Annotated in this window: 20 protein-coding genes; 10 read left to right on the top strand and 10 right to left on the bottom strand. The window is 64.0% G+C overall.

From position 1 onward, the window contains the following. Positions 1 to 71 precede the first annotated feature (71 nt). Positions 72 to 515, bottom strand: coding sequence for a MarR family transcriptional regulator (locus tag EJ071_RS23660; RefSeq protein ID WP_189521192.1), 444 nt, complete (start codon positions 513 to 515; stop codon positions 72 to 74). A 136-nt stretch (positions 516 to 651) separates the two neighbouring features. Here EJ071_RS23660 and hmgA point away from each other — a divergent pair, with 136 nt between their 5' ends. The 3 genes from hmgA (at position 652) to EJ071_RS23675 (ending at position 3,662) form a co-directional block, all read left to right on the top strand. Next, positions 652 to 1,965 (top strand): homogentisate 1,2-dioxygenase, encoded by a 1,314-nt coding sequence (hmgA, locus tag EJ071_RS23665; protein WP_126100027.1) that lies wholly within the window; start codon positions 652 to 654, stop codon positions 1,963 to 1,965. Positions 1,966 to 2,071: 106 nt separating this feature from the next. Beyond that, entirely contained in the window at positions 2,072 to 3,097 is a 1,026-nt protein-coding gene (locus tag EJ071_RS23670) for a fumarylacetoacetate hydrolase family protein (RefSeq protein ID WP_126100028.1), read from the top strand. Between the two features lie 4 nt (positions 3,098 to 3,101). Then, on the top strand, positions 3,102 to 3,662 hold the full coding sequence (locus EJ071_RS23675; RefSeq protein ID WP_126100029.1) for a DinB family protein: 561 nt from the start codon (positions 3,102 to 3,104) through the stop codon (positions 3,660 to 3,662). Here the strand turns inward: EJ071_RS23675 and EJ071_RS23680 are convergent. The 3 genes from EJ071_RS23680 to hppD all read right to left on the bottom strand — a co-directional run bounded on the left by EJ071_RS23680 (position 3,641) and on the right by hppD (position 5,417). Then, entirely contained in the window at positions 3,641 to 4,015 is a 375-nt protein-coding gene (locus EJ071_RS23680; RefSeq protein ID WP_126100030.1) for a type II toxin-antitoxin system VapC family toxin, read from the bottom strand. The genes EJ071_RS23675 and EJ071_RS23680 overlap by 22 nt on opposite strands. Beyond that, positions 4,012 to 4,239 carry a type II toxin-antitoxin system prevent-host-death family antitoxin gene (locus EJ071_RS23685; RefSeq protein ID WP_126100031.1) on the bottom strand — a complete coding sequence of 76 codons (228 nt, stop codon included), beginning with the start codon at positions 4,237 to 4,239 and terminating at the stop codon, positions 4,012 to 4,014. The genes EJ071_RS23680 and EJ071_RS23685 overlap by 4 nt, the downstream gene beginning before the upstream one ends. A gap of 62 nt (positions 4,240 to 4,301) precedes the next feature. Continuing rightward, the gene (hppD, locus tag EJ071_RS23690) at positions 4,302 to 5,417 is read right to left on the bottom strand and encodes a 4-hydroxyphenylpyruvate dioxygenase (protein WP_126100032.1); all 1,116 of its coding nucleotides are present in this window, start codon (positions 5,415 to 5,417) and stop codon (positions 4,302 to 4,304) included. 139 nt (positions 5,418 to 5,556) lie between these two features. On the opposite strand from hppD, the gene EJ071_RS23695 reads away from it, so the two are divergent. Further along, positions 5,557 to 6,024, top strand: a complete 468-nt coding sequence (locus tag EJ071_RS23695) for an Lrp/AsnC family transcriptional regulator (RefSeq protein WP_126100033.1) — start codon at positions 5,557 to 5,559, stop codon at positions 6,022 to 6,024. A 458-nt stretch (positions 6,025 to 6,482) separates the two neighbouring features. Here EJ071_RS23695 and EJ071_RS23700 read toward each other — a convergent pair whose 3' ends face one another. The 4 genes from EJ071_RS23700 to aztA form a co-directional block, all read right to left on the bottom strand. Then, positions 6,483 to 6,821, bottom strand: coding sequence for a TIGR01244 family sulfur transferase (locus tag EJ071_RS23700; protein WP_126100034.1), 339 nt, complete (start codon positions 6,819 to 6,821; stop codon positions 6,483 to 6,485). Positions 6,822 to 6,968: 147 nt separating this feature from the next. Further along, a complete protein-coding gene (gene aztC, locus EJ071_RS23705; RefSeq protein WP_126100035.1) occupies positions 6,969 to 7,907 on the bottom strand; it encodes a zinc ABC transporter substrate-binding protein AztC in 939 nt (312 codons plus the stop codon). A gap of 30 nt (positions 7,908 to 7,937) precedes the next feature. Next, a complete protein-coding gene (gene aztB, locus EJ071_RS23710) occupies positions 7,938 to 8,813 on the bottom strand; it encodes a zinc ABC transporter permease AztB (RefSeq protein ID WP_126102699.1) in 876 nt (291 codons plus the stop codon). After that, on the bottom strand, positions 8,813 to 9,649 hold the full coding sequence (gene aztA / locus EJ071_RS23715) for a zinc ABC transporter ATP-binding protein AztA (protein WP_126100036.1): 837 nt from the start codon (positions 9,647 to 9,649) through the stop codon (positions 8,813 to 8,815). The genes aztB and aztA overlap by 1 nt, the downstream gene beginning before the upstream one ends. Before the next feature lie 225 nt (positions 9,650 to 9,874). Here aztA and EJ071_RS23720 point away from each other — a divergent pair, with 225 nt between their 5' ends. Then, positions 9,875 to 10,219 (top strand): RidA family protein, encoded by a 345-nt coding sequence (locus tag EJ071_RS23720; RefSeq protein ID WP_126100037.1) that lies wholly within the window; start codon positions 9,875 to 9,877, stop codon positions 10,217 to 10,219. A 203-nt stretch (positions 10,220 to 10,422) separates the two neighbouring features. Here the strand turns inward: EJ071_RS23720 and hutC are convergent, their stop codons facing one another. Together hutC and EJ071_RS23735 are read right to left on the bottom strand one after the other, a co-directional pair. Further along, complete coding sequence (hutC, locus tag EJ071_RS23730; RefSeq protein WP_126100039.1) at positions 10,423 to 11,169, bottom strand: histidine utilization repressor; 747 nt, start codon at positions 11,167 to 11,169, stop codon at positions 10,423 to 10,425. 14 nt (positions 11,170 to 11,183) lie between these two features. Then, positions 11,184 to 12,539: a formimidoylglutamate deiminase gene (locus tag EJ071_RS23735; protein ID WP_126100040.1), complete on the bottom strand. Its 1,356-nt coding sequence runs from the start codon at positions 12,537 to 12,539 to the stop codon at positions 11,184 to 11,186. Between the two features lie 98 nt (positions 12,540 to 12,637). Between EJ071_RS23735 and hutI the strand changes: the two genes are divergently transcribed. The 5 genes from hutI to EJ071_RS23765 all read left to right on the top strand — a co-directional run bounded on the left by hutI (position 12,638) and on the right by EJ071_RS23765 (position 18,735). Beyond that, entirely contained in the window at positions 12,638 to 13,864 is a 1,227-nt protein-coding gene (hutI, locus tag EJ071_RS23740; protein WP_189521563.1) for an imidazolonepropionase, read from the top strand. Next, positions 13,861 to 15,396 (top strand): histidine ammonia-lyase, encoded by a 1,536-nt coding sequence (gene hutH, locus EJ071_RS23745; RefSeq protein ID WP_126100042.1) that lies wholly within the window; start codon positions 13,861 to 13,863, stop codon positions 15,394 to 15,396. The genes hutI and hutH overlap by 4 nt, the downstream gene beginning before the upstream one ends. A 220-nt stretch (positions 15,397 to 15,616) precedes the next feature. Then, entirely contained in the window at positions 15,617 to 16,435 is an 819-nt protein-coding gene (gene hutG / locus EJ071_RS23755) for an N-formylglutamate deformylase (RefSeq protein ID WP_126100043.1), read from the top strand. 37 nt (positions 16,436 to 16,472) lie between these two features. After that, positions 16,473 to 18,143, top strand: coding sequence for a urocanate hydratase (gene hutU / locus EJ071_RS23760; RefSeq protein WP_126100044.1), 1,671 nt, complete (start codon positions 16,473 to 16,475; stop codon positions 18,141 to 18,143). Positions 18,144 to 18,147: 4 nt separating this feature from the next. Continuing rightward, positions 18,148 to 18,735 carry a HutD family protein gene (locus EJ071_RS23765; RefSeq protein ID WP_126100045.1) on the top strand — a complete coding sequence of 196 codons (588 nt, stop codon included), beginning with the start codon at positions 18,148 to 18,150 and terminating at the stop codon, positions 18,733 to 18,735. Positions 18,736 to 18,799: the final 64 nt, after the last annotated feature.

Raw genomic sequence — 18,799 nt, forward strand, 5'->3', positions numbered from 1 at the left:
TCTTCGCAAAGTCCGATCTCCCCCCTTGCGGGGGAGATGTCCGGCAGGACAGACGGGGGTGTGAAGGATCGCTACGCTGCGGATAACGCTCCTTCCAGCGCGGCCACTCCGCTGACAATCGCCGCCCGCTCCTCCACACTCAGCTTCTCCAGCAACTCCCTTTCGAACGCCTTCGCCAGCGGCACCATTTTGCGATAGGCGGCAAGCCCCGCCTTGGTCAGCGTCAGGTGCTCGACGCGGCGGTCCTTCTCGTCCGCCGTCCGCGTCAACCATCGCCGCCGTTCGAGCTCGGCCACTGCCCGCGACACCTTGGTCTTGTGCATGGCCGACTGCTCGCCGAGCTCCGTCGCAGTCATCGTGCCGAGTTGGCCGAGGCCCGACAGCGTGCGCCATTCCGGCCGCGTCAGCCCGTGGCGCTCCCTGTAGATCTTCGAGAATTCGCGGCTCACGGTGTCGGCCAGCCGGTAGAGGCGGTAGGGCAGGAAGCTTTCCAACTCCAGGATTTCCGGTTCCATCAGGCCCACCATCGACAATCGTTCGCCGTTGATAGTTACATTTTCAATGGTTACAAATGAAACCAGTTTGGTCAACATCCGCGAAACCGTACGCTCTGGATGATGCGGCTGGCGGACAATCCGCGAGGAGGAAGCGATGGCCTTTTCCTACATGCCGGGCTTCGGCAACGATTTTGAGACCGAGACGCTGCCAGGCTCGCTGCCGCAGGGACGCAACTCGCCGCAGCGGCCGGCCTACGGCCTCTATGCCGAGCAGCTTTCGGGCTCGCCCTTCACCGCGCCGCGCGGTACCAATGAGCGCTCCTGGCTTTATCGCATCCGCCCGAGCGTCCGGCACACCGGCCGCTTCAACGGCGTGAGCTATCCCAGGTGGAAGACCGCCCCCAACATCGGCGATCATGAGCTGGCGCTCGGCCAGTATCGCTGGAACCCGGTGCCGATGCCCACCGAGCCGACCGACTTCATTTCCGGCATGCGCACCATGACCACGGCCGGCGACGCCGTCGGCCAGTCGGGCATGGCGGCGCATGTCTATGTCGCCAACCGCGATATGGTCGACGACCACTTCTTTAATGCCGACGGCGAGCTCATGATCGTGCCGCAGGTCGGCGCGCTGCGCTTCGTCACCGAGATGGGCGTCATCGAGCTCAGGCCCGGCGAGATCGCCGTGCTGCCGCGCGGCCTCGTCTTCAAGGTCGAGCTCGCGGACAAGGAGGCGCGCGGCTATGTCTGCGAGAACTATGGCGCGAAGTTCACCATGCCCGATCGTGGGCCTATCGGCGCCAATTGCCTCGCCAATCCGCGCGACTTCAAGACGCCCTGCGCCTGGTTCGAGGAAAAGGAAACGCCCTGCCGGCTGATCGTCAAATGGTGCGGCACTTTCCATGTCACCGAGCTCGGCCACTCGCCGCTGGACGTGGTCGCGTGGCATGGCAACTACGCGCCCTATAAATACGATCTGTCGACCTTTTCGCCGGTCGGCGCCATCCTCTTCGACCACCCCGACCCGTCGATCTTCACCGTGCTGACGGCGCCGAGCGGCGAGGCGGGCACCGCCAATGTCGACTTCGTCATCTTCCCGCCGCGCTGGCTGGTGGCGGAAAACACTTTCCGACCGCCCTGGTACCACCGCAACATCATGAGCGAGTTCATGGGCCTGATCCACGGCCAGTATGATGCCAAGGAGGAAGGGTTTGTTCCCGGCGGCATCAGCCTGCACAACCAGATGCTGGCGCATGGGCCTGATGCGTCCGGCTTCGAGAAAGCAACCCGCGCGGACCTGAAGCCGGTCAAGCTCGACAACACCATGGCTTTCATGTTCGAGACGCGTTTTCCCCAGATGCTGACGCGCTATGCCGCAGAGCTCGACACGCTGCAGGAAAACTACATCGACTGCTGGGCCGACCTGAAGAAGCGTTTCAACGGCACGCCGGAGGGCGACTGGACCTGACCCGCAGTATCAGTGTCAGGAAAACTTGAACGGGCGGCTTGACGATCGCCCGTAACAGCCTTGTTGTGGGGTCAGCGGCATATACCGCGTCAGGAGAGGAAACCGCATGAAGCTTGCCACATTGAAGAACGGGACGCGCGACGGAAAACTGGTCGTGGTCTCGCGCGATCTGACGCGGTTCACCGATGCTTCCTTCCTGGTGCCGACGCTGCAGGCGGCGCTCGACGACTGGCGGCGGATTGCGCCGCATCTCGCGGCGATGGCGGAGTCGCTGGAGACCAACGCCGTGCCCTCGGCGCGCTTCCACGAGCATGACGCGCATTCGCCACTGCCGCGCGCCTATCAGTGGGCGGACGGTTCGGCCTACGTGAACCATGTCGAGCTGGTGCGCAAAGCGCGCGGCGCCGAGATGCCGGCGAGCTTTTGGACCGATCCGCTGATCTACCAGGGCGGTTCGGACTCCTTCATCGCGCCGCGCGATCCGATCCGCATGGCGGACGAGGCCTTCGGCATCGACATGGAGGCCGAGGTTGCCGTCATCATCGACGATGTGCCGATGGGCGCCGGGCTGAACGAGGCGCGCGAAGCGATTCGCCTCGTCATGCTGGTCAACGACGTGACGCTGCGCGCCATCACCGGCCCGGAACTCGCAAAAGGGTTCGGCTTCTTCCAGTCAAAACCGTCTTCGGCTTTCTCGCCGGTCGCGGTGACGCCGGACGAGCTGGGCGATGCCTGGGACGGCGGCAAGGTTAATCTTGCGCTGCTGGTCGACCTCAACGGCAAGCCGTTCGGACGGGCAAATGCCGGCATCGACATGACTTTCGACTTCCCGGCGCTGATCGTGCACGCCGCAAAGACACGGCCGCTCGCCGCCGGCACCATCATCGGTTCCGGCACCGTCTCCAACAAGCTCGACGGCGGGCCGGGCAAGCCGGTAGCCGCGGGCGGCGCCGGCTATTCCTGCATCGCCGAGCTGCGCATGATCGAGACCATCGAGGGCGGCGAGCCGAAGACGTCCTTCCTGCATTTCGGCGACACGGTGCGCATCGAAATGAAGGACAAGGCCGGCCATTCGATCTTCGGCGCCATCGAACAGAAGGTCGAGAAATACGAGGGGGAGAAAGGAACCTGAAAGGGTGACCCTGCTCGAGCACCTGCGCCGTATGGCGCGCAACAATTTATGGTCGAACGATCGGCTCTACCGCGCCGTACTGGCGCTCCAGCCCGGCGAGTTCGAGGCCAAGCGCACCAGCTTCTTCCCGTCGATCAAGGAGACGCTCAACCATATCATCGCGGTCGATCGTCTCTATCTCGATTTCCTGACGGATGGCGGACTAGGCGCCGCGGCCTACGACACCTTCGTGCCGTTCGATGATGTGGCAAGCCTGGCTGCGGCACAGGCCGATTTCGACCGTAAGCTCATGGCCTTCTGCGGCGGCTTGTCGGAAGCCGATCTTGACCGGCGCGTCATCACCGACCGGCGCGAGGACGGCATGATCCCGGAGAGGATCGGTGACATCCTCGCCCATGTCTTCCTGCACGACATCCACCATCGCGGCCAAGTGCACGCGATGCTTTCCGGCACTTCCGTCCCGCCGCCGCAGCTCGATGAGTTCCTGCTCGATTACGACATCAAGCTGAGGAAAGCGGAGGTTGAGCGGCTGGGGCTGGATGATCAGATCAGCGGCACGTCGTAGGCTGAGAAATGCCGATCCGCGGTGACCATCGTCAGGCCCTCAATTTGAGCCTGCGCGATGAGCAGACGGTCGAATGGATCACGATGATGAAGCGGCAGATGCTCAAGCCTCGCTGCGTGCAATTCATTTACACCGAGGATCGGAATGCCGTTCGACTGCAAGATTTCGACGATGTTGCCTGTGAGCGAGACTTTGCCGAGCGATTTCTTGATGGCGATCTCTGCCACCGAGATGGCGCTGACGATCACTTCCTCGCCCGCGAGAAAAATGTCGCGATGGTGGTCAGAAAGGTGTGAATCCGCGTTGAGTACCCAGAGTAGAATATGGGTATCGACTAGATATTTGCAGCTCATTTAATGTACTCGTCCCATTCGGGACCGAGTTCATCAAAATCATCCGATATCCAGATTTTACCTTTCAGAGCTCCAAACAGGCCTTTGCTCCCGCCAGGCCGAGCAGGGGCGCTCAAGGTTGCCACAATTTCCCCATGCCGGGTCAGATTGATCTCTTCACCAGCTTGGGCACGCTTTACCAACTCTGAGAGCTGGGCCTTTGCTTTCGCCATTGGTATGTTCATTATCGGACCCTTTATGACCATAATTTAGGTCATAATTGGTCGAGTCGCAAGCAGGCCCGGCTTTACGCCGCCTTGCCGCCCACCTTCAGCACGCCGCGCTTGATCTGGTCCTGCTCGATGGATTCGAAAAGCGCGCGGAAATTGCCCTCGCCAAAACCTTCGTCGCCCTTCCTCTGGATGAATTCGAAGAAGATCGGCCCGATTACGGTCTTGGAGAATATCTGCAGCAGGATCTTGGTCGTGCCGCCATCGACGACGCCTTCGCCGTCGATGAGGATGCCGTGCTTCTTCATCCGCTCGATCGGCTCGTCATGGCCGTGCACGCGCTCATGCGACATCTCGTAATAAGTGTCCGGCGGGCCGGGCATGAACCTCAGCCCGTTGGCGGCAAGCTTGTCGGTGGCCTCGTAGATCGCATCGGTGCCGACCGCGATGTGCTGGATGCCCTCGCCATTGTACTTCTTGAGATATTCGGCGATCTGGCTGGTCTCGTCCTTGGACTCGTTCAGCGGAATGCGGATCTTGCCGCAGGGCGAGGTGATCGCGCGGCTGACGAGGCCGGTGATCTTGCCGTCGATGTCGAAGTAATGGATCTGCTTGAAGCCGAACAGGTCGCGATAGAAGTCCCACCACTTGTCCATGTTGCCGCGATAGACATTGTGGGTGAGGTGGTCGAGATAGTAGAAGCCGACGCCTTCCGGCTTCGGGTCGCGCTCGCCTAGCCACTCGAACTCGGCGTCGTAGGCCGAGCCCTTCTCGCCATAGGCTTCGATGAAATAGAGCAGCGACCCGCCGATGCCGACGATGGCCGGCACGTCGAGCGCCTTGTCGGTGCCTTCATAGGGCGTCGCGCCCTTCGATACGGCATGATCGAAGGCATGCTTGGCATCGACCACGCGCCATGCCATCGAGGCGGCACAGGGGCCGTGCTTTTCGACGAACTTCATCGCATGCGAACCGGGCTCGGCATTGACGACGTAGTTGATGTCGCCCTGGCGCCAGACGGTGATATCCTTGGCTCGGTGCTTCGCTACCGCGACATAGCCCATGCGGGTGAAGAGCTCGGCGAGTTTTGCCGGCTCCGAATGCGCGAACTCGACGAACTCGAAACCGTCGGTGCCGGCGGGATTCGTCTTGCTGATCTTGGCGGGCGGGGCGTCGTGCGGGAAGGGGCCCATGGCAGTTCCTCCAAAAACGGTTGAGGCCAAGCTTGGCCAGTTTTGTCGATGATAGCGCGGAGCGGCCGCACGGTGCTTGCATTCAACCGCTTGAAATGTTCTTGATGTGCGCGGACCGTGCATGATCGGAGGAAAATCCATGGAAGATGCGCGCCTCGATCAATTTGACCGCAAGATAATGGCGCTTTTGCAGGATGACGCGCGGCTCACCAACAACGACCTTTCGGAGCGGGTCAACCTGTCGGCATCGCAATGCTCGCGCCGCCGCCAGCGGCTGGAGGAGGATGGCTATATTAAAGGCTACCGCGCCGTGCTCGATCGCGACCGGCTGGGCTTCTCACTGGTCAATGTGATTTCGGTGACCTTGGCCACCCACAACCGCGACAATGCTCGCCGCTTCGGCGAGCTGGTGGCGCGCCTGCCCGAGGTGCAGGAGGCGCACGCGCTGACCGGCGAGATGGATTACATCCTGAAGGTGGTGACGCCCGACCTCAAATCATTGTCGGAGTTCGTCAACGGCGTGCTGTTGCCGCATGAATCCGTGCAGCATGTGAAAACGGCGATCGTGCTGGAGACGCTGAAGGAAACCGGCGCGCTGCCGATTTAATTCAGCGGACCTCGTCGGATATGTTGGAGGGACAGCACCCCTCTCTGGCCTGCCGGCCATCTCCCCCGCAAGGCAGGGCTGTCCGGGGAAAGTTTTTCGGTTGCGAACAGGGCCATGGAGGACTCGCATCGATTGCATTTTTCGAGCTTTGGACCCCAATCGGTGCTCCTTCTTCCGCACCTGCTGCGGCTGGCCGGCAAAAACAATGGACATCGCGCCCATCGAAGGTTGCGAAAGCGCGAGCAAAGACTCGTCTGCGTTGTGCAAAGATTTTCCCCGGACAGCCCTGCCCGCAAGGGGGAGATTAGCTGTCGCTCGGCTTTCGCCAACCGCCAGCGTTGAATGTGGGAGCCGGCGGCCGAACTGCTGATCTCCCCCCTTGCGGGGGAGATGGCCGGCAGGCCAGAGGGGGTGTGACGGATCGCTAGACTGCGAGATTGGCTGTCAGTCAGACAGCTTCAACCCCTCTCCTGCTGGATCAGACCATAGAGGTTGGTGCAGCGCGCGCCGGAGCGGCAGTAGGCAAACACCGGCCCTTCAAGCTCGTCCAGCGCCTCTGCCTGGTCCTCGACATTGTCCATGGTGATCTGGCCGCTGATCACTGGAATGTAGCGGAAGGCAAGGCCGGCGGCTTCGGCTGCGGCCTTGACGCTGTCGGCCGGAGGCTGGCCCGGCTGCTCGTTGTCCGGCCGGTTGCAGATCACGCTTCTGAAGCCGGCATCCTTGATGGCGGCGATGTCCTCGGGCTGGATCTGGCCGGAGACCGAATAGTCGTCGCTGATCTGGCGGTATTCCATGATCTTATCCTCGCAATCTTCTTTGGCGGCAGTCATGCCACTCCGGGGCAGGGGCGGCAATGCGTGCCGTAGGATTTCTCTGCCAAATAGCGATGCCGGACCGGAAAATCCAACCGGGCCAATTGGCCCGGTTGGATCACGAACCGCTCAACTGCCGAGGATCGCGCCTTTTATCTGCGTGATGTTGTTGTGCATCATGTCGATATAGGTCGAGGCCGGACCGTCGGGCTGGGACAGCGCGTCCGAGTAGAGCGTGCCGCCAACCTTGATGCCGGTTTCGCCGGCGATCTGCTCGATCAGCCGCGGATTGGTGATGTTCTCGACGAAGATCGCCGCCGCCTTGTCCTGTTTCACCTGCTCGACCAGCTTGGCGACGTCGGCGGCCGAAGGCTCGGAATCCGTCGAGATGCCCTGCGGCGCCAGGAACGTCAGGCCATATTCGTGCTCGAAATAGCCGAAGGCGTCATGCGAGGTGATGACCACGCGCTTGGCCTCGGGGATCGACTGGATCGCCGCCCTCACTTCGCCTTCCAGCGCATCGAGCTTCGTGGTGTAGGCCGCGGCGTTGGCCTTGTAGCTCTCGCAGCCTTCGCTGTCCGCCGTGCAGAATGCGTCGGCAATATTCTTCACATAGATCTTGGCGTTGGCGATCGACTGGAAGGCATGCGGGTCGGTGACGGTCTTGCCGCCGGTGTCGGCGCCTTCGGCGGCGTCCGCATCGGCGAATTCCGGCTTGAAGTCGATCGGCGTGACACCCTTGGTCAAGGTGACGATCGAGGCCTTGGTGGCGCTGGCATCGACCAGACGCTGCAGAAAACCTTCGAAATGCAGGCCGTTGACCAGCACCACGTCGGCGCCAGCCATCGCCACCGCGTCGGCGGGGCTCGGCTCATAGACATGCGCGTCGCCGTCCGGCCCGACGATGGTGGTGATGTTGACGCGGTCGCCGCCGACATTTTTCGCAAAATCGGCAATGACGGTGAAGCTCGCCACCACCTTGAGCGGTGCCGCGAAGGCTGAAGACGTCGCGAAGGCGCTTAATGTTATAACGCTCATCGCCAGGGCGGCACGGATGGATTTCAGCATTGCGAAGGTCTCCTTGCTTGGGGATTGGGGTCAGGCGGTCCGGTGGCGGTGGTGCACGATGCGGGCGCGCAACGCGCCGCGCGAGCCGAACATGATCGAGACGAAATAGACGACGCCGGCCGAAAGGATGATCGCCGGGCCGGACGGCAGCGACGCGTGATAGGACAAAAGCAGCCCGGCGATGCAGGAGGCGAAACCGATCAGCACCGCCAGCACGCACATCGGCTCGACGCGCACCGTCCAGAAGCGGGCGGCGGCCGCGGGCAACATCATCAGCCCGACCGACAGCAGCGTGCCCAGTGCCTGGAAGCCGCCGACGAGATTGAGCACGACCAGCCCGAGAAAGATGAAATGCACCGGGCTGCCCATGCGGCTCACCGAGCGCAGGAAGAGCGGGTCGAGGCATTCGGCGACCAGCGCGCGCCAGAAGATGGCAAGGCTGGCCAAGGTCACCACCACGATGCCGCCGATAAGCGACAACGCCTCGTTGTTGAGCGCAAGCACGGTACCGAAGAGCACGTGCATCAGGTCGACGCTGGAGCCCCGGATCGATACCATCAGCACGCCCACCGCAAGCGAGATGAGATAGAAGGCCGCCATCGAGGCGTCCTCGCGTTGGATGGTGAAGCGCGAGACCGCACCGGCGCCGAGCGCGACAATGATGCCGGCAATCAGCCCGCCAATGGTCATCGGCAGGATTTCGAGCCCATAGAGCAGGAAGCCGGCCGCGGCGCCCGGCAGGATGGCATGCGCCATAGCGTCGCCCGAGAGGCTCATGCGCCTCAGCATCAGGAAGACGCCGACCGGGCAGGCGCCGAGCGACAGCATCAGCGAGCCGAACAGTGCCCGCTGCATGAAGGCGAAATCGGCAAAGGGCGCGATGAGCAGGCCGTAGAGGAAATCCATCATGCAGCCCTCGGCCCGGAGCCATGGTCGTGATGGTGGTCTTGCGTGCGCGCGTGATCATGATGGTCGTGATCATGCCCATCGCCATGGCTGTGGTCGTGCTCGCTGGGCTCGCACCAGGGTGCATTCTCCTCCCAGGCCTCGTGAAAACGCCGGGCCTTGAGCAGGTTTTCCGGCCGCAACGTCTCGCGCGTTTCGCCCCAGGCGACAGGCTGGCGGGCGAGCAGCAGCGTCTCTGGGAAATTCTGCCGCACGAGGTCGAGGTCGTGCACGACGACCATGATCGTGCGGTCCTCGCCATGCCAGCGTTTTATCAACTGGATGAGGTCGCCGACGGTCTTGGCGTCGACGGCGTTGAACGGCTCGTCGAGCAGGATGAGGTCGGCGTCCTGCAGCAGCACGCGAGCAAACAGCGTGCGCTGCAGCTGGCCGCCGGAAAGCGTGTCGATCGGCCGCGTCTCGAAGCCGCCGAGCCCGACCGCCATCAGGGCCTTGCTGACGGATTCGCGATCCTCCTTCGTATAACGGCCGAGCATGCCGCGCTTTGGCCAGAGACCCAGCGATACGAGGTCGACGACGCGCGCGGGGAAGCTGCGATCAAGCTCCGACTGCTGCGGCAAGTAAGCGGTGCGCACGCCCGGAGCGCGGACAACCGTGCCCTCCATCGGCTTCAGCACGCCGACAATGCCCTTCATCAGCGTCGACTTGCCCGAGCCGTTGGCGCCGACCACGGCGGTCAGCGAGCCCTTTCTGACGATGCCGTTGAGGTGATGGATGGCGGGATGGCTGTTGTAGCCGAGCGTCAGGTCGCGGAAGGTCAGGCAGGCATTGGTCATCGGACGATCCTGGCGGGCCGTGAAACTCAAGGGGTCTTGTCGATATGTGATGTTATTACATTAGTCAACATGTCGGTCGGGCGGAATTGGTCTCGGGCGGTCAACTCGCCGTGTATAAGCCGGGCCTGGAAGGGCGGTTGGCTCAAGCGGTTTCGCGTCTATCGACCTTGCCCGAAGCCGGCACGGACTCTAAACAGGCGCGACTCCATAACGAAGGAACCTCCCATGAGCATTCGTCGCATCGATGTCGGCCCGCGCATGAGCCAGATCGTCATCCACGGCAACACCGTCTATCTGGCTGGCCAGGTCGGCGAGCCGGGCGGCAATGTCGCCTCGCAGACCCGCGACATCCTGAAGGCCATCGACGAATTGCTGGCCAAGGCCGGCACCGACAAGACCAAGATCGTGCAGGCGATCATCTGGCTGGCCGACATGAGCACCTTCGCCGAAATGAACTCCGAATGGGACAAGTGGGTGCCGAAGGGCCACACGCCCGCCCGCGCCACCGGCGAAGCCAAGCTTGCCGGCCCGGAATATCTGGTCGAGATTATCATTACGGCGGCGATTTAGCGCCGGCCTCGCCTTCTCCCCTTGTGGGAGAAGGTGGCCGCGAAGCGGCCGGATGAGGGGTGTTGGACGGGAGCGCGGCGTGGCAAGAGTAAGCGCTTGCGATTCTACGATTTTTTGATGTCGAGCTCCGTCGCGCACCCCTCATCCGTCTCGGCGCTGCGCGCCGATCCACCTTCTCCCACAAGGGGAGAAGGGATGTTGCGCTACCCCTGCGAGGGCGTGAACCGCGCCACCAGCGTGTGGCTTTCCGCCGGATAGATGAACCGCACATGCGTGACTGGATGCTCCGCGCTCCAGGTGCGACGCTCGACCACCAGGCAGGGCGCGCCGGGGTCGATGTCGAGCGCGTCGGCGATGGTGTCGTCTGCGGCCATGGCTCGGATGCGGTGCTCGGCTTCGCTCCACGGCACGCGGCCGATCAGCCAGGGGCCGGGCGCGATTTCGAGGAATTCTTCCCCGGCTGCCTCGGCTACGGCTGAAAGATTGATCAGCCGCTGCTCGAGCGCGAACGGCCGTTCGCCGGCGAAATGCAGGCTTTCCAGCCACAACACCGGACCCGGGACCGCAAGCCCGAGCAGCGACCGGTCCTCGGCGCTGCTGCGCCGTTTCAGCCGTTCCAGCCGCTCGTAGCGATAGGGCAGGCCTAGCGCCTCGACTTCGATCCTGATGTCGTGGAGTTCCAGCACCGCCGCCTGCGACTGCGGCTGGCGCACGAAGCTGCCCGAGCGGCGCCGGCGCTCGATCAGCCCAGCCTTGGCAAGCTGCGACAGCGCCTTGTTCACCGTCATGCGCGAGCATTTGTATTCGGCCGTCAACTCGTGCTCGAACGGAATGCGGTGGCCCGGCGCCCAGGCGCCGGACAGGATTTTCTCGCGGATGTCGGACAGGATGCGCCGATGCAGCGAAATGCTCTCGCCACCTTCCACGTCATCCGTTTCAACCAGGCTCATCGGGCTTTTCCTGCTCAGCCTTGGGAAAGGGCGGTCATCACCGCGCGGAACCGCTGGGCGATCGCTTCGCGCTTCGCGTGCCTACCGCCGCTCACATGCTTTTTCCCATGCACCCAGACGCAATCGACCTTGCTGCCATTGGCGAAGATCCAAGCGTCGAGGATCGCATCGCCGGACTTGCCGGCAAGCGAGGGATGGCTGGCATCGAGCGAAACCAGGTCGGCCGGATTGCCGACAGTGATAGCTGACAGACCAGCGCCGAGCGCCACACTGCCGCCGTCAAGCGCCGCATCGAACAGCGCGCGGCCGGTCGAGCCGCCGGCGCGCGCCAGCACGTTGCGGGCGCGATGGGCAAGCCGCTGCGAATATTCGAGTTGCCTGAGCTCGTCCGGCAGGCCGATCAACACGTTGGAGTCGGAGCCGACACCGAAACGGCCGCCCTGTTCGATGAACTGCGGCGCGGCAAAGGTGCCGTCGCCGAGATTGGCCTCGGTGATCGGGCAGAGCCCGGCGATCGCGCCAATCTTCGCCATAGCGATCGTCTCGGCCTCGGTCATATGCGTGGCGTGGATCAGGCACCAGCGCTGATCCACCTTGGCGTTGGACAGCAGGAATTCGACAGGCCGAGCACCGGACCAGGCAACGCAGTCCTCGACTTCCTTGATCTGCTCGGCGACATGGATGTGGATCGGGCCATTCGGCGCCATCGCCGCAATCGCATTGATCTCGTCCGGGATCGCTGCGCGCAGGCTGTGCGGCGCGACGCCGACGACCGCTTGCTCCAGCCCAGAGACGCTTTCGAGGCTTTTCTCAAGCAAACGCCCGAACCGCTCGACATCATTGAAAAATCGCCGCTGTCCCTCATTCGGCGCGGCGCCGCCGAAGGCGGAATGGGCGTAGAAGACCGGCAGCAGCGTCAGCCCGATGCCGGTCTCGCCGGCCGCAGCGGCGATCCGCTCCGCCATCTCGGCGATGTTGGCATAAGGCGTTCCGTCGCGGTCGTGATGGAGATAATGGAACTCGCCGACGCGCGAGAAGCCCGCCTCCAGCATCTCGACATAAAGCTGCGCCGCGACTGCCTCGACCTGGTCCGGCGTCATCGACAGCGCGAAGCGGTACATCACCTCGCGCCAGCTCCAGAAGCTGTCAGCCGAAGGTCCGCGCAATTCGGCCAGCCCCGCCATACCGCGCTGGAAGGCGTGGCTGTGGAGGTTGGGCATGCCGGAGAGCAGAATGGCATGGCGCTCGTCGCCGGCCTGCGGAGAGGCGCCGGCTTCGACCGCGCTTATGCGTCCGCCGTCGAAAGCGATCCTCACATTGCCTTGCCAGCCCTCTGGCAGCAGCGCCTGTTCCGCAAAGATCGCCGTCACGTCAAACTCCCGAATCTGAATGCCCGAGCGACATTATCACTTGCGTCGCGCTCCAATATGTATATACATAATCGTCATCCTTTCAAATGGAAAAGATGATGGGTGGAGCAAACGGGAAGAGCGGCTTTCGTCTCTGGCACAATGCGCGGCTGGCGACCATGGCCGAGAGCGCGGGCCTCAGCATCGTCGAAAAGGGTGTAATAGCCGCGCGCGATGGGCTCATTGTCTATGCTGGAGCCGAAGCCGACATGCCGGCCTCATTCGGGCAAGGCGTCGAGAGCGTTGATTGCGAGGGCCGCTGGATCACGCCGGGCCTGATCGACTGCCACACGCATCTTGTCTATGCCGGCAACCGGGCCAACGAATTCGAAATGCGGCTGGCCGGCGCCACTTATGAAGAAGTGGCCCGCGCTGGGGGCGGCATCATCTCCTCCGTCAAGTCGCTGCGCGCCGCGAGCGAAGACCAACTCGTCGCCCAGACGCTGCCGCGCCTCGACGCGCTGATCGCCGAAGGCGTTACCACCGTCGAGGTCAAGTCGGGCTATGGCCTCGATGCCGACAACGAGAAGAAATCGCTGCGCGCCGCCCGCCGGCTTGACGGCGAGCGGCCGGTCACGGTTCGCACGACCTGTCTCGCCGCCCACGCGCTGCCGCCCGAGGCCAAGGGTGACAAGGACGCCTTCATCGACCTCGTCGCCGGCACGATCCTGCCTGCCATTGCCGCCGAAGACCTCGCCGATGCCGTCGACGGTTTTTGCGAGGGCATCGCTTTTTCGCCTGAGCAGATCGCGCGCGTCTTCGACAAGGCGAAGGCCCTCGGCCTGCCGGTGAAACTCCACGCCGACCAGTTGTCAAACCTGCATGGCGCGGCACTTGCCGCGCACTATGGCGCGCTGTCGGCCGACCATCTCGAATATACGGACGAGGAGGGCGCCGCGGCGATGGCCAAGGCCGGCACCGTGGCGACGATCCTGCCCGGCGCCTACTATTTCATCCGCGAGACCAAGAAGCCGCCGGTCGACCTGTTCCGCCGCCACGGCGTGAAAATGGCGGTCGCCACCGACAGCAATCCAGGAACTTCGCCGCTCACCTCGCTGCTGCTCACCATGAACATGGCCGCGACGCTCTTTGGCATGACCGTCGACGAATGCCTCGCCGGCGTCACCCGCGAGGCGGCCCGCGCGCTGGGTCTGCTCGACAAGACCGGCACGCTGGAAGCCGGCAAATCGGCCGACCTTGCCATCTGGGACATCGAGCGTCCGGCCGAACTCGTCTACCGCATGGGCTTCAACCCGCTCCATGCCCGCATCTGGAGAGGACAATGACCGAACTGATCCTGAAGCCCGGCAGCGCGACGCTTGCCGACTGGCGCGCCATCTATCGCGGCGCCGTGCCAAAGCTCGACGATGCCTGCCGGCCGAAGATCAAGGCCAGCGCGGAGGCGGTCGCGCGCATCCTCGCCAAGGGCGAGCCGGTCTATGGCATCAACACAGGCTTCGGCAAATTGGCCAGCGTCCGCATCCCGGAAAACGATCTCGAAACGCTCCAGCGCAATATCGTGCTCTCGCATGCCGCGGGCGTCGGCGAGCCGATGCCCGTCGCGGTGGTGCGGCTGATGATGGCGCTGAAGCTTGCCAGCCTCGCCCAGGGCGCGTCCGGTGTAAAGGCCGCGACCATCGATCTGCTTCAGGGGATGCTCGCCAACGATGTCATCCCGGTGGTGCCGGCGCAAGGCTCGGTCGGCGCCTCAGGCGACCTCGCGCCGCTCTCGCATATGACGTCGGTGATGATCGGCGTCGGCGAATGCTTCACTCCGCACGGCCGCTTCCCCGCCAAGGTCGCCTTCGTCTCGCACGGGCTCGAACCGGTGACGCTCGGCGCCAAGGAAGGCCTGGCGCTGCTCAACGGCACGCAGTTTTCGACCGCCTTCGCGCTCGCCGGCCTGTTCGATGCCGAGACGCTTTACCAGTCGGCCCTGGTCGCCGGCGCGCTGTCGACCGACGCCGCCCGTGGCTCCGACGCCCCCTTCGATCCGCGCATTCATTTGCTGCGTAAGCATCGCGGCCAGATCGAGACGGCGGATGCGCTGCGCAACCTGATGGCCGGCAGCGCCATCCGTGAATCGCACCGGGTCGGCGACGAGCGCGTGCAGGACCCCTACTGCCTGCGCTGCCAGCCGCAGGTGATGGGTGCTGCCCTCGACGTGCTGCGCAAGGCGGCCGACACGCTCGAGACTGAAGCCAACGGCGTCACCGACAATCCGCTGATCTTCGCCGAGGACGACACCGCGCTCTCGGGCGGCAATTTCCACGCCGAACCGGTGGCCTTCGCCGCCGACATGATCGCGCTCGCCGTCTGCGAGATCGGCTCGCTGTCGGAGCGGCGCATCGCCATGCTGGTCGATCCGGCGCTCTCCGGCATGCCGGCCTTTTTGACGCCGAAGCCGGGCCTGAATTCCGGTTTCATGATCCCGCAGGTAACGGCGGCCGCCCTTGTTTCGGAAAATAAGCAGAAGGCCTATCCGGCGAGCGTCGATTCGATCCCGACCTCGGCCAACCAGGAAGACCATGTCTCGATGGCCGCGCATGGCGCGCGCCGACTGCTCGGCATGATCGAGAATGCGACCGCCGTCATCGGCATCGAACTCCTGGCGGCGACGCAAGGTTGCGATTTCCACGCCCCGCTTGCTTCGAGCGATGCTCTGGAGGCGGTGCGCAAGCTGGTTCGGGCGGAGGTGCCGCATCTCGACAACGACCGGCACTTCCACCCGGACATGGAAAAGGCGATCGCCATGGTGCGCAGCGGCGCGGCGGTGAATGCGGCAAGTGGGGTGAAGCTGCCGGGAATTGCGTCGTGAGATCGAACGCCCTGATAGGCCGCGATCCTTCGCGCCCCCCTCTGCCCTGCCGGACATCTCCCCCACAAGGGGGGAGATTGGCGGTTTCGGCGCCCCGCTCATTCCTGCGACGCTGGAGATTGGCGAAAGCCAAGGTGACGGCCAATCTCCCCCCAAGTGGGGGAGATGCCCGGCAGGGCAGAGGGGGGCGCCGTAGAGCTCCAGCGCAGGGAGATCTTTCATGACCTCGCCCAACTGGCTCACCATCACACGTGGCACAGCACCCCTGCTGGTCTCGATCCCGCACACCGGCATCGAGCTCGCCGGCCTCGAAGCCCGGCTGGTCTCGCCCTGGCTCGGCCGCCGCGATTGCGACTGGTGGATCGACAAGCTCTATGATTTCGCCACCGATCTTGGCGCCACGGTCGTCCACACCGCCATCTCGCGCACCGTCATCGACGTCAACCGCGACCCATCCGGCGTTTCGCTCTATCCCGGACAGGCGACGACTAGCCTGTGCCCGACGGATACCTTCGACGGCGATCCGCTCTATCGCATGGGCGAGGAGCCGACACCGTCCGAGATCGACAGGCGCCGCGAGGCCTATTTCAAACCCTACCACGCCGCCCTGCAGGCGGAGATCGACCGGCTGCGCGGCATGCACGAGAAGATTGTTCTCTACGACTGCCACTCGATCCGCTCGGTGCTGCCGCGCCTGTTCGAAGGCACGCTGCCAGTCTTCAACCTCGGCACCAATGACGGCAAGAGCAGCGATCCGGTGCTGCAGGAAAAGGTAGCGGCCATCCTTGCCGCGACCGGCGAGACCTGGGTGGTCAATGGCCGCTTCAAGGGCGGCTGGATCACGCGCCATTTCGGGCAACCCCAGAACGGTGTCCACGCGCTGCAGATGGAGCTTTCCAACCGCGGCTATATGCGCGAGCCCACGGAAAAGGGGGCGCCGGAGAACTGGCCGGTGCCTTACGACGCCACCTACGCCGCGCCGATCCGCGCCAGGCTGAAGAAGATCCTCGAAACCGCGATTGCCTGGGCAGCGCGCTGACGCGCCCGCCGCACCTCATCGAAAGGGAAGCGACCATATGACCGATCCACGCCACAACATCCGCGAAGTACGCGCGCCGCGAGGCGACAAGCTGAACGCCCGCTATTGGACGACCGAAGCGCCACTGCGCATGCTGATGAACAATCTCGATCCCGAAGTCGCCGAGAACCCGAACGAGCTGGTCGTCTATGGCGGCATCGGCCGGGCCGCGCGCACGTGGAATGATTTCGATCGCATCGCCGCTTCACTGAAGACGCTCGGCGAGGACGAGACGCTGCTGGTCCAGTCCGGCAAGCCGGTCGGCGTCTTTCGCACCCACAAAGATGCGCCGCGCGTGCTCATCGCCAACTCCAACATCGTGCCGCATTGGGCAACCTGGGAGAAGTTCAACGAGCTCGATAGGAAGGGCCTGATGATGTACGGCCAGATGACGGCCGGCTCCTGGATCTATATCGGCACGCAGGGCATCGTGCAGGGCACCTACGAGACCTTCGTCGAGGCCGGGCGCCAGCATTATGGCGGCAACCTCAAGGGCAAGTGGATCCTGACCGCTGGCCTTGGCGGCATGGGCGGCGCCCAGCCTCTGGCTGCCGTCATGGCCGGCGCGTGCTGCCTCGCCATCGAATGCAATCCGGACTCGATCGATTTCCGCCTGCGCACCCGCTATGTCGACGAGAAGGCCGAGACGCTCGAAGAGGCGATGGAAATGATCGAGCGCTGGACGAAGGCCGGCGAGGCGAAATCGGTTGGCCTGCTCGGCAATGCGGCCGAGATCGTGCCGGAGATGTTCAAGCGCGGCATCCGCCCCGATATCCTCACCGACCAGACGTCGGCGCACGACCCGATCAACGGCTATCTGCCGAAGGGCTGGACCATGGCCGAATGGCGCGAGAAGCGCGTCTCGGACCCCAAGGCAGTCGAGAAGGCCGCACGCGCCTCGATGCGCGAGCATGTCGAGGCGATGGTGGCGTTCTGGAATGCCGGCGTGCCGACGCTCGACTACGGCAACAACATCCGCCAGGTCGCCAAGGACGAAGGTTTTGAGAACGCCTTTGCCTTCCCCGGCTTCGTGCCGGCCTATATCCGTCCGCTGTTCTGCCGCGGCATCGGCCCGTTCCGCTGGGCAGCCCTATCCGGCGACCCGGAGGATATCTACAAGACCGACGCTAAGGTGCGCGAGCTCACCCCCGGCAACACGCACCTGCACAACTGGCTGGACATGGCCCGCGAGCGCATCTCTTTCCAGGGCCTGCCGGCGCGCATCTGCTGGGTCGGCCTCGGCGACCGCCATCGGCTCGGCCTCGCTTTCAACGAGATGGTGGCCAAGGGCGAGCTCAAGGCGCCGGTCGTCATCGGCCGCGATCATCTCGATTCCGGCTCGGTCGCCTCACCGAACCGCGAGACCGAAGCGATGAAGGATGGCTCCGACGCCATTTCCGACTGGCCGCTGCTCAACGCGCTGCTCAACACCGCCTCCGGAGCCACCTGGGTGTCGCTGCATCACGGCGGTGGCGTCGGCATGGGCTTCTCGCAGCATGCCGGCATGGTGATCGTCGCCGATGGCACGGCCGATGCGGCGAGGCGCCTGGAGCGCGTGCTTTGGAACGACCCGGCGACCGGCGTCATGCGCCATGCCGATGCCGGCTACGACATCGCCATCCAGTGCGCCAAAGAGCATCAGCTCAATCTCCCGGGCATTCTGGGCTGAAGCGATGCGTATCCTTCGTGCCGCCGGCTACCGCGTCATGCCGTGGAAGAATGGTGGCGGCACGACCACCGAGATCGCCGTCTCGCCGCACAGTGCCGGGCTCGACGATTTTGACTGGCGCATCTCGATGGCCCGCGTCGAGACGAGCGGGCCCTTCTCCAGCTTTGCCGGCATCGACCGTACTCTATCGGTGCTGGAAGGCGAGGGCATCGTGCTCGAGATTGCCGGCAGGTCGGCGTCGTGGCTGACCGCAGCCTCGGCGCCGCTGTCCTTTCCTGGCGACGTGCCGACCGGCGCCACCCTGATCGGCGGCGCGATCACCGACCTCAACGTCATGACTCGCCGGAGCCGGATGACCCACACGGTCGAGCGCCTGTCGCTCTCGGACGAAATGCGGGTTGAGCACAGCGTCGGCACGACTCTCGTTCTCCCGGTCGATGGCGGCGTGAAAGTCTTTGCCGACAGCGTATCGAGCCTCGGCCCGCTCGACGCGCTCATCCTCGACCGGGATAGCCCGGAACTGCGGCTGCAGCCCGAAGGGCAGGGGCATCTGTTCGTCGTCAGACTCTTAGATCTCGCCGTCAACGGTTAACGGCTGTTGCCAAACATGATCGCGGCAGGGGCGAATTATCGCCCGGCCCCTTGCATGTATCACG

The sequence above is a fragment of the Mesorhizobium sp. M1B.F.Ca.ET.045.04.1.1 genome (genome assembly GCF_003952465.1).
GTDB lineage: Bacteria > Pseudomonadota > Alphaproteobacteria > Rhizobiales > Rhizobiaceae > Mesorhizobium > Mesorhizobium shonense.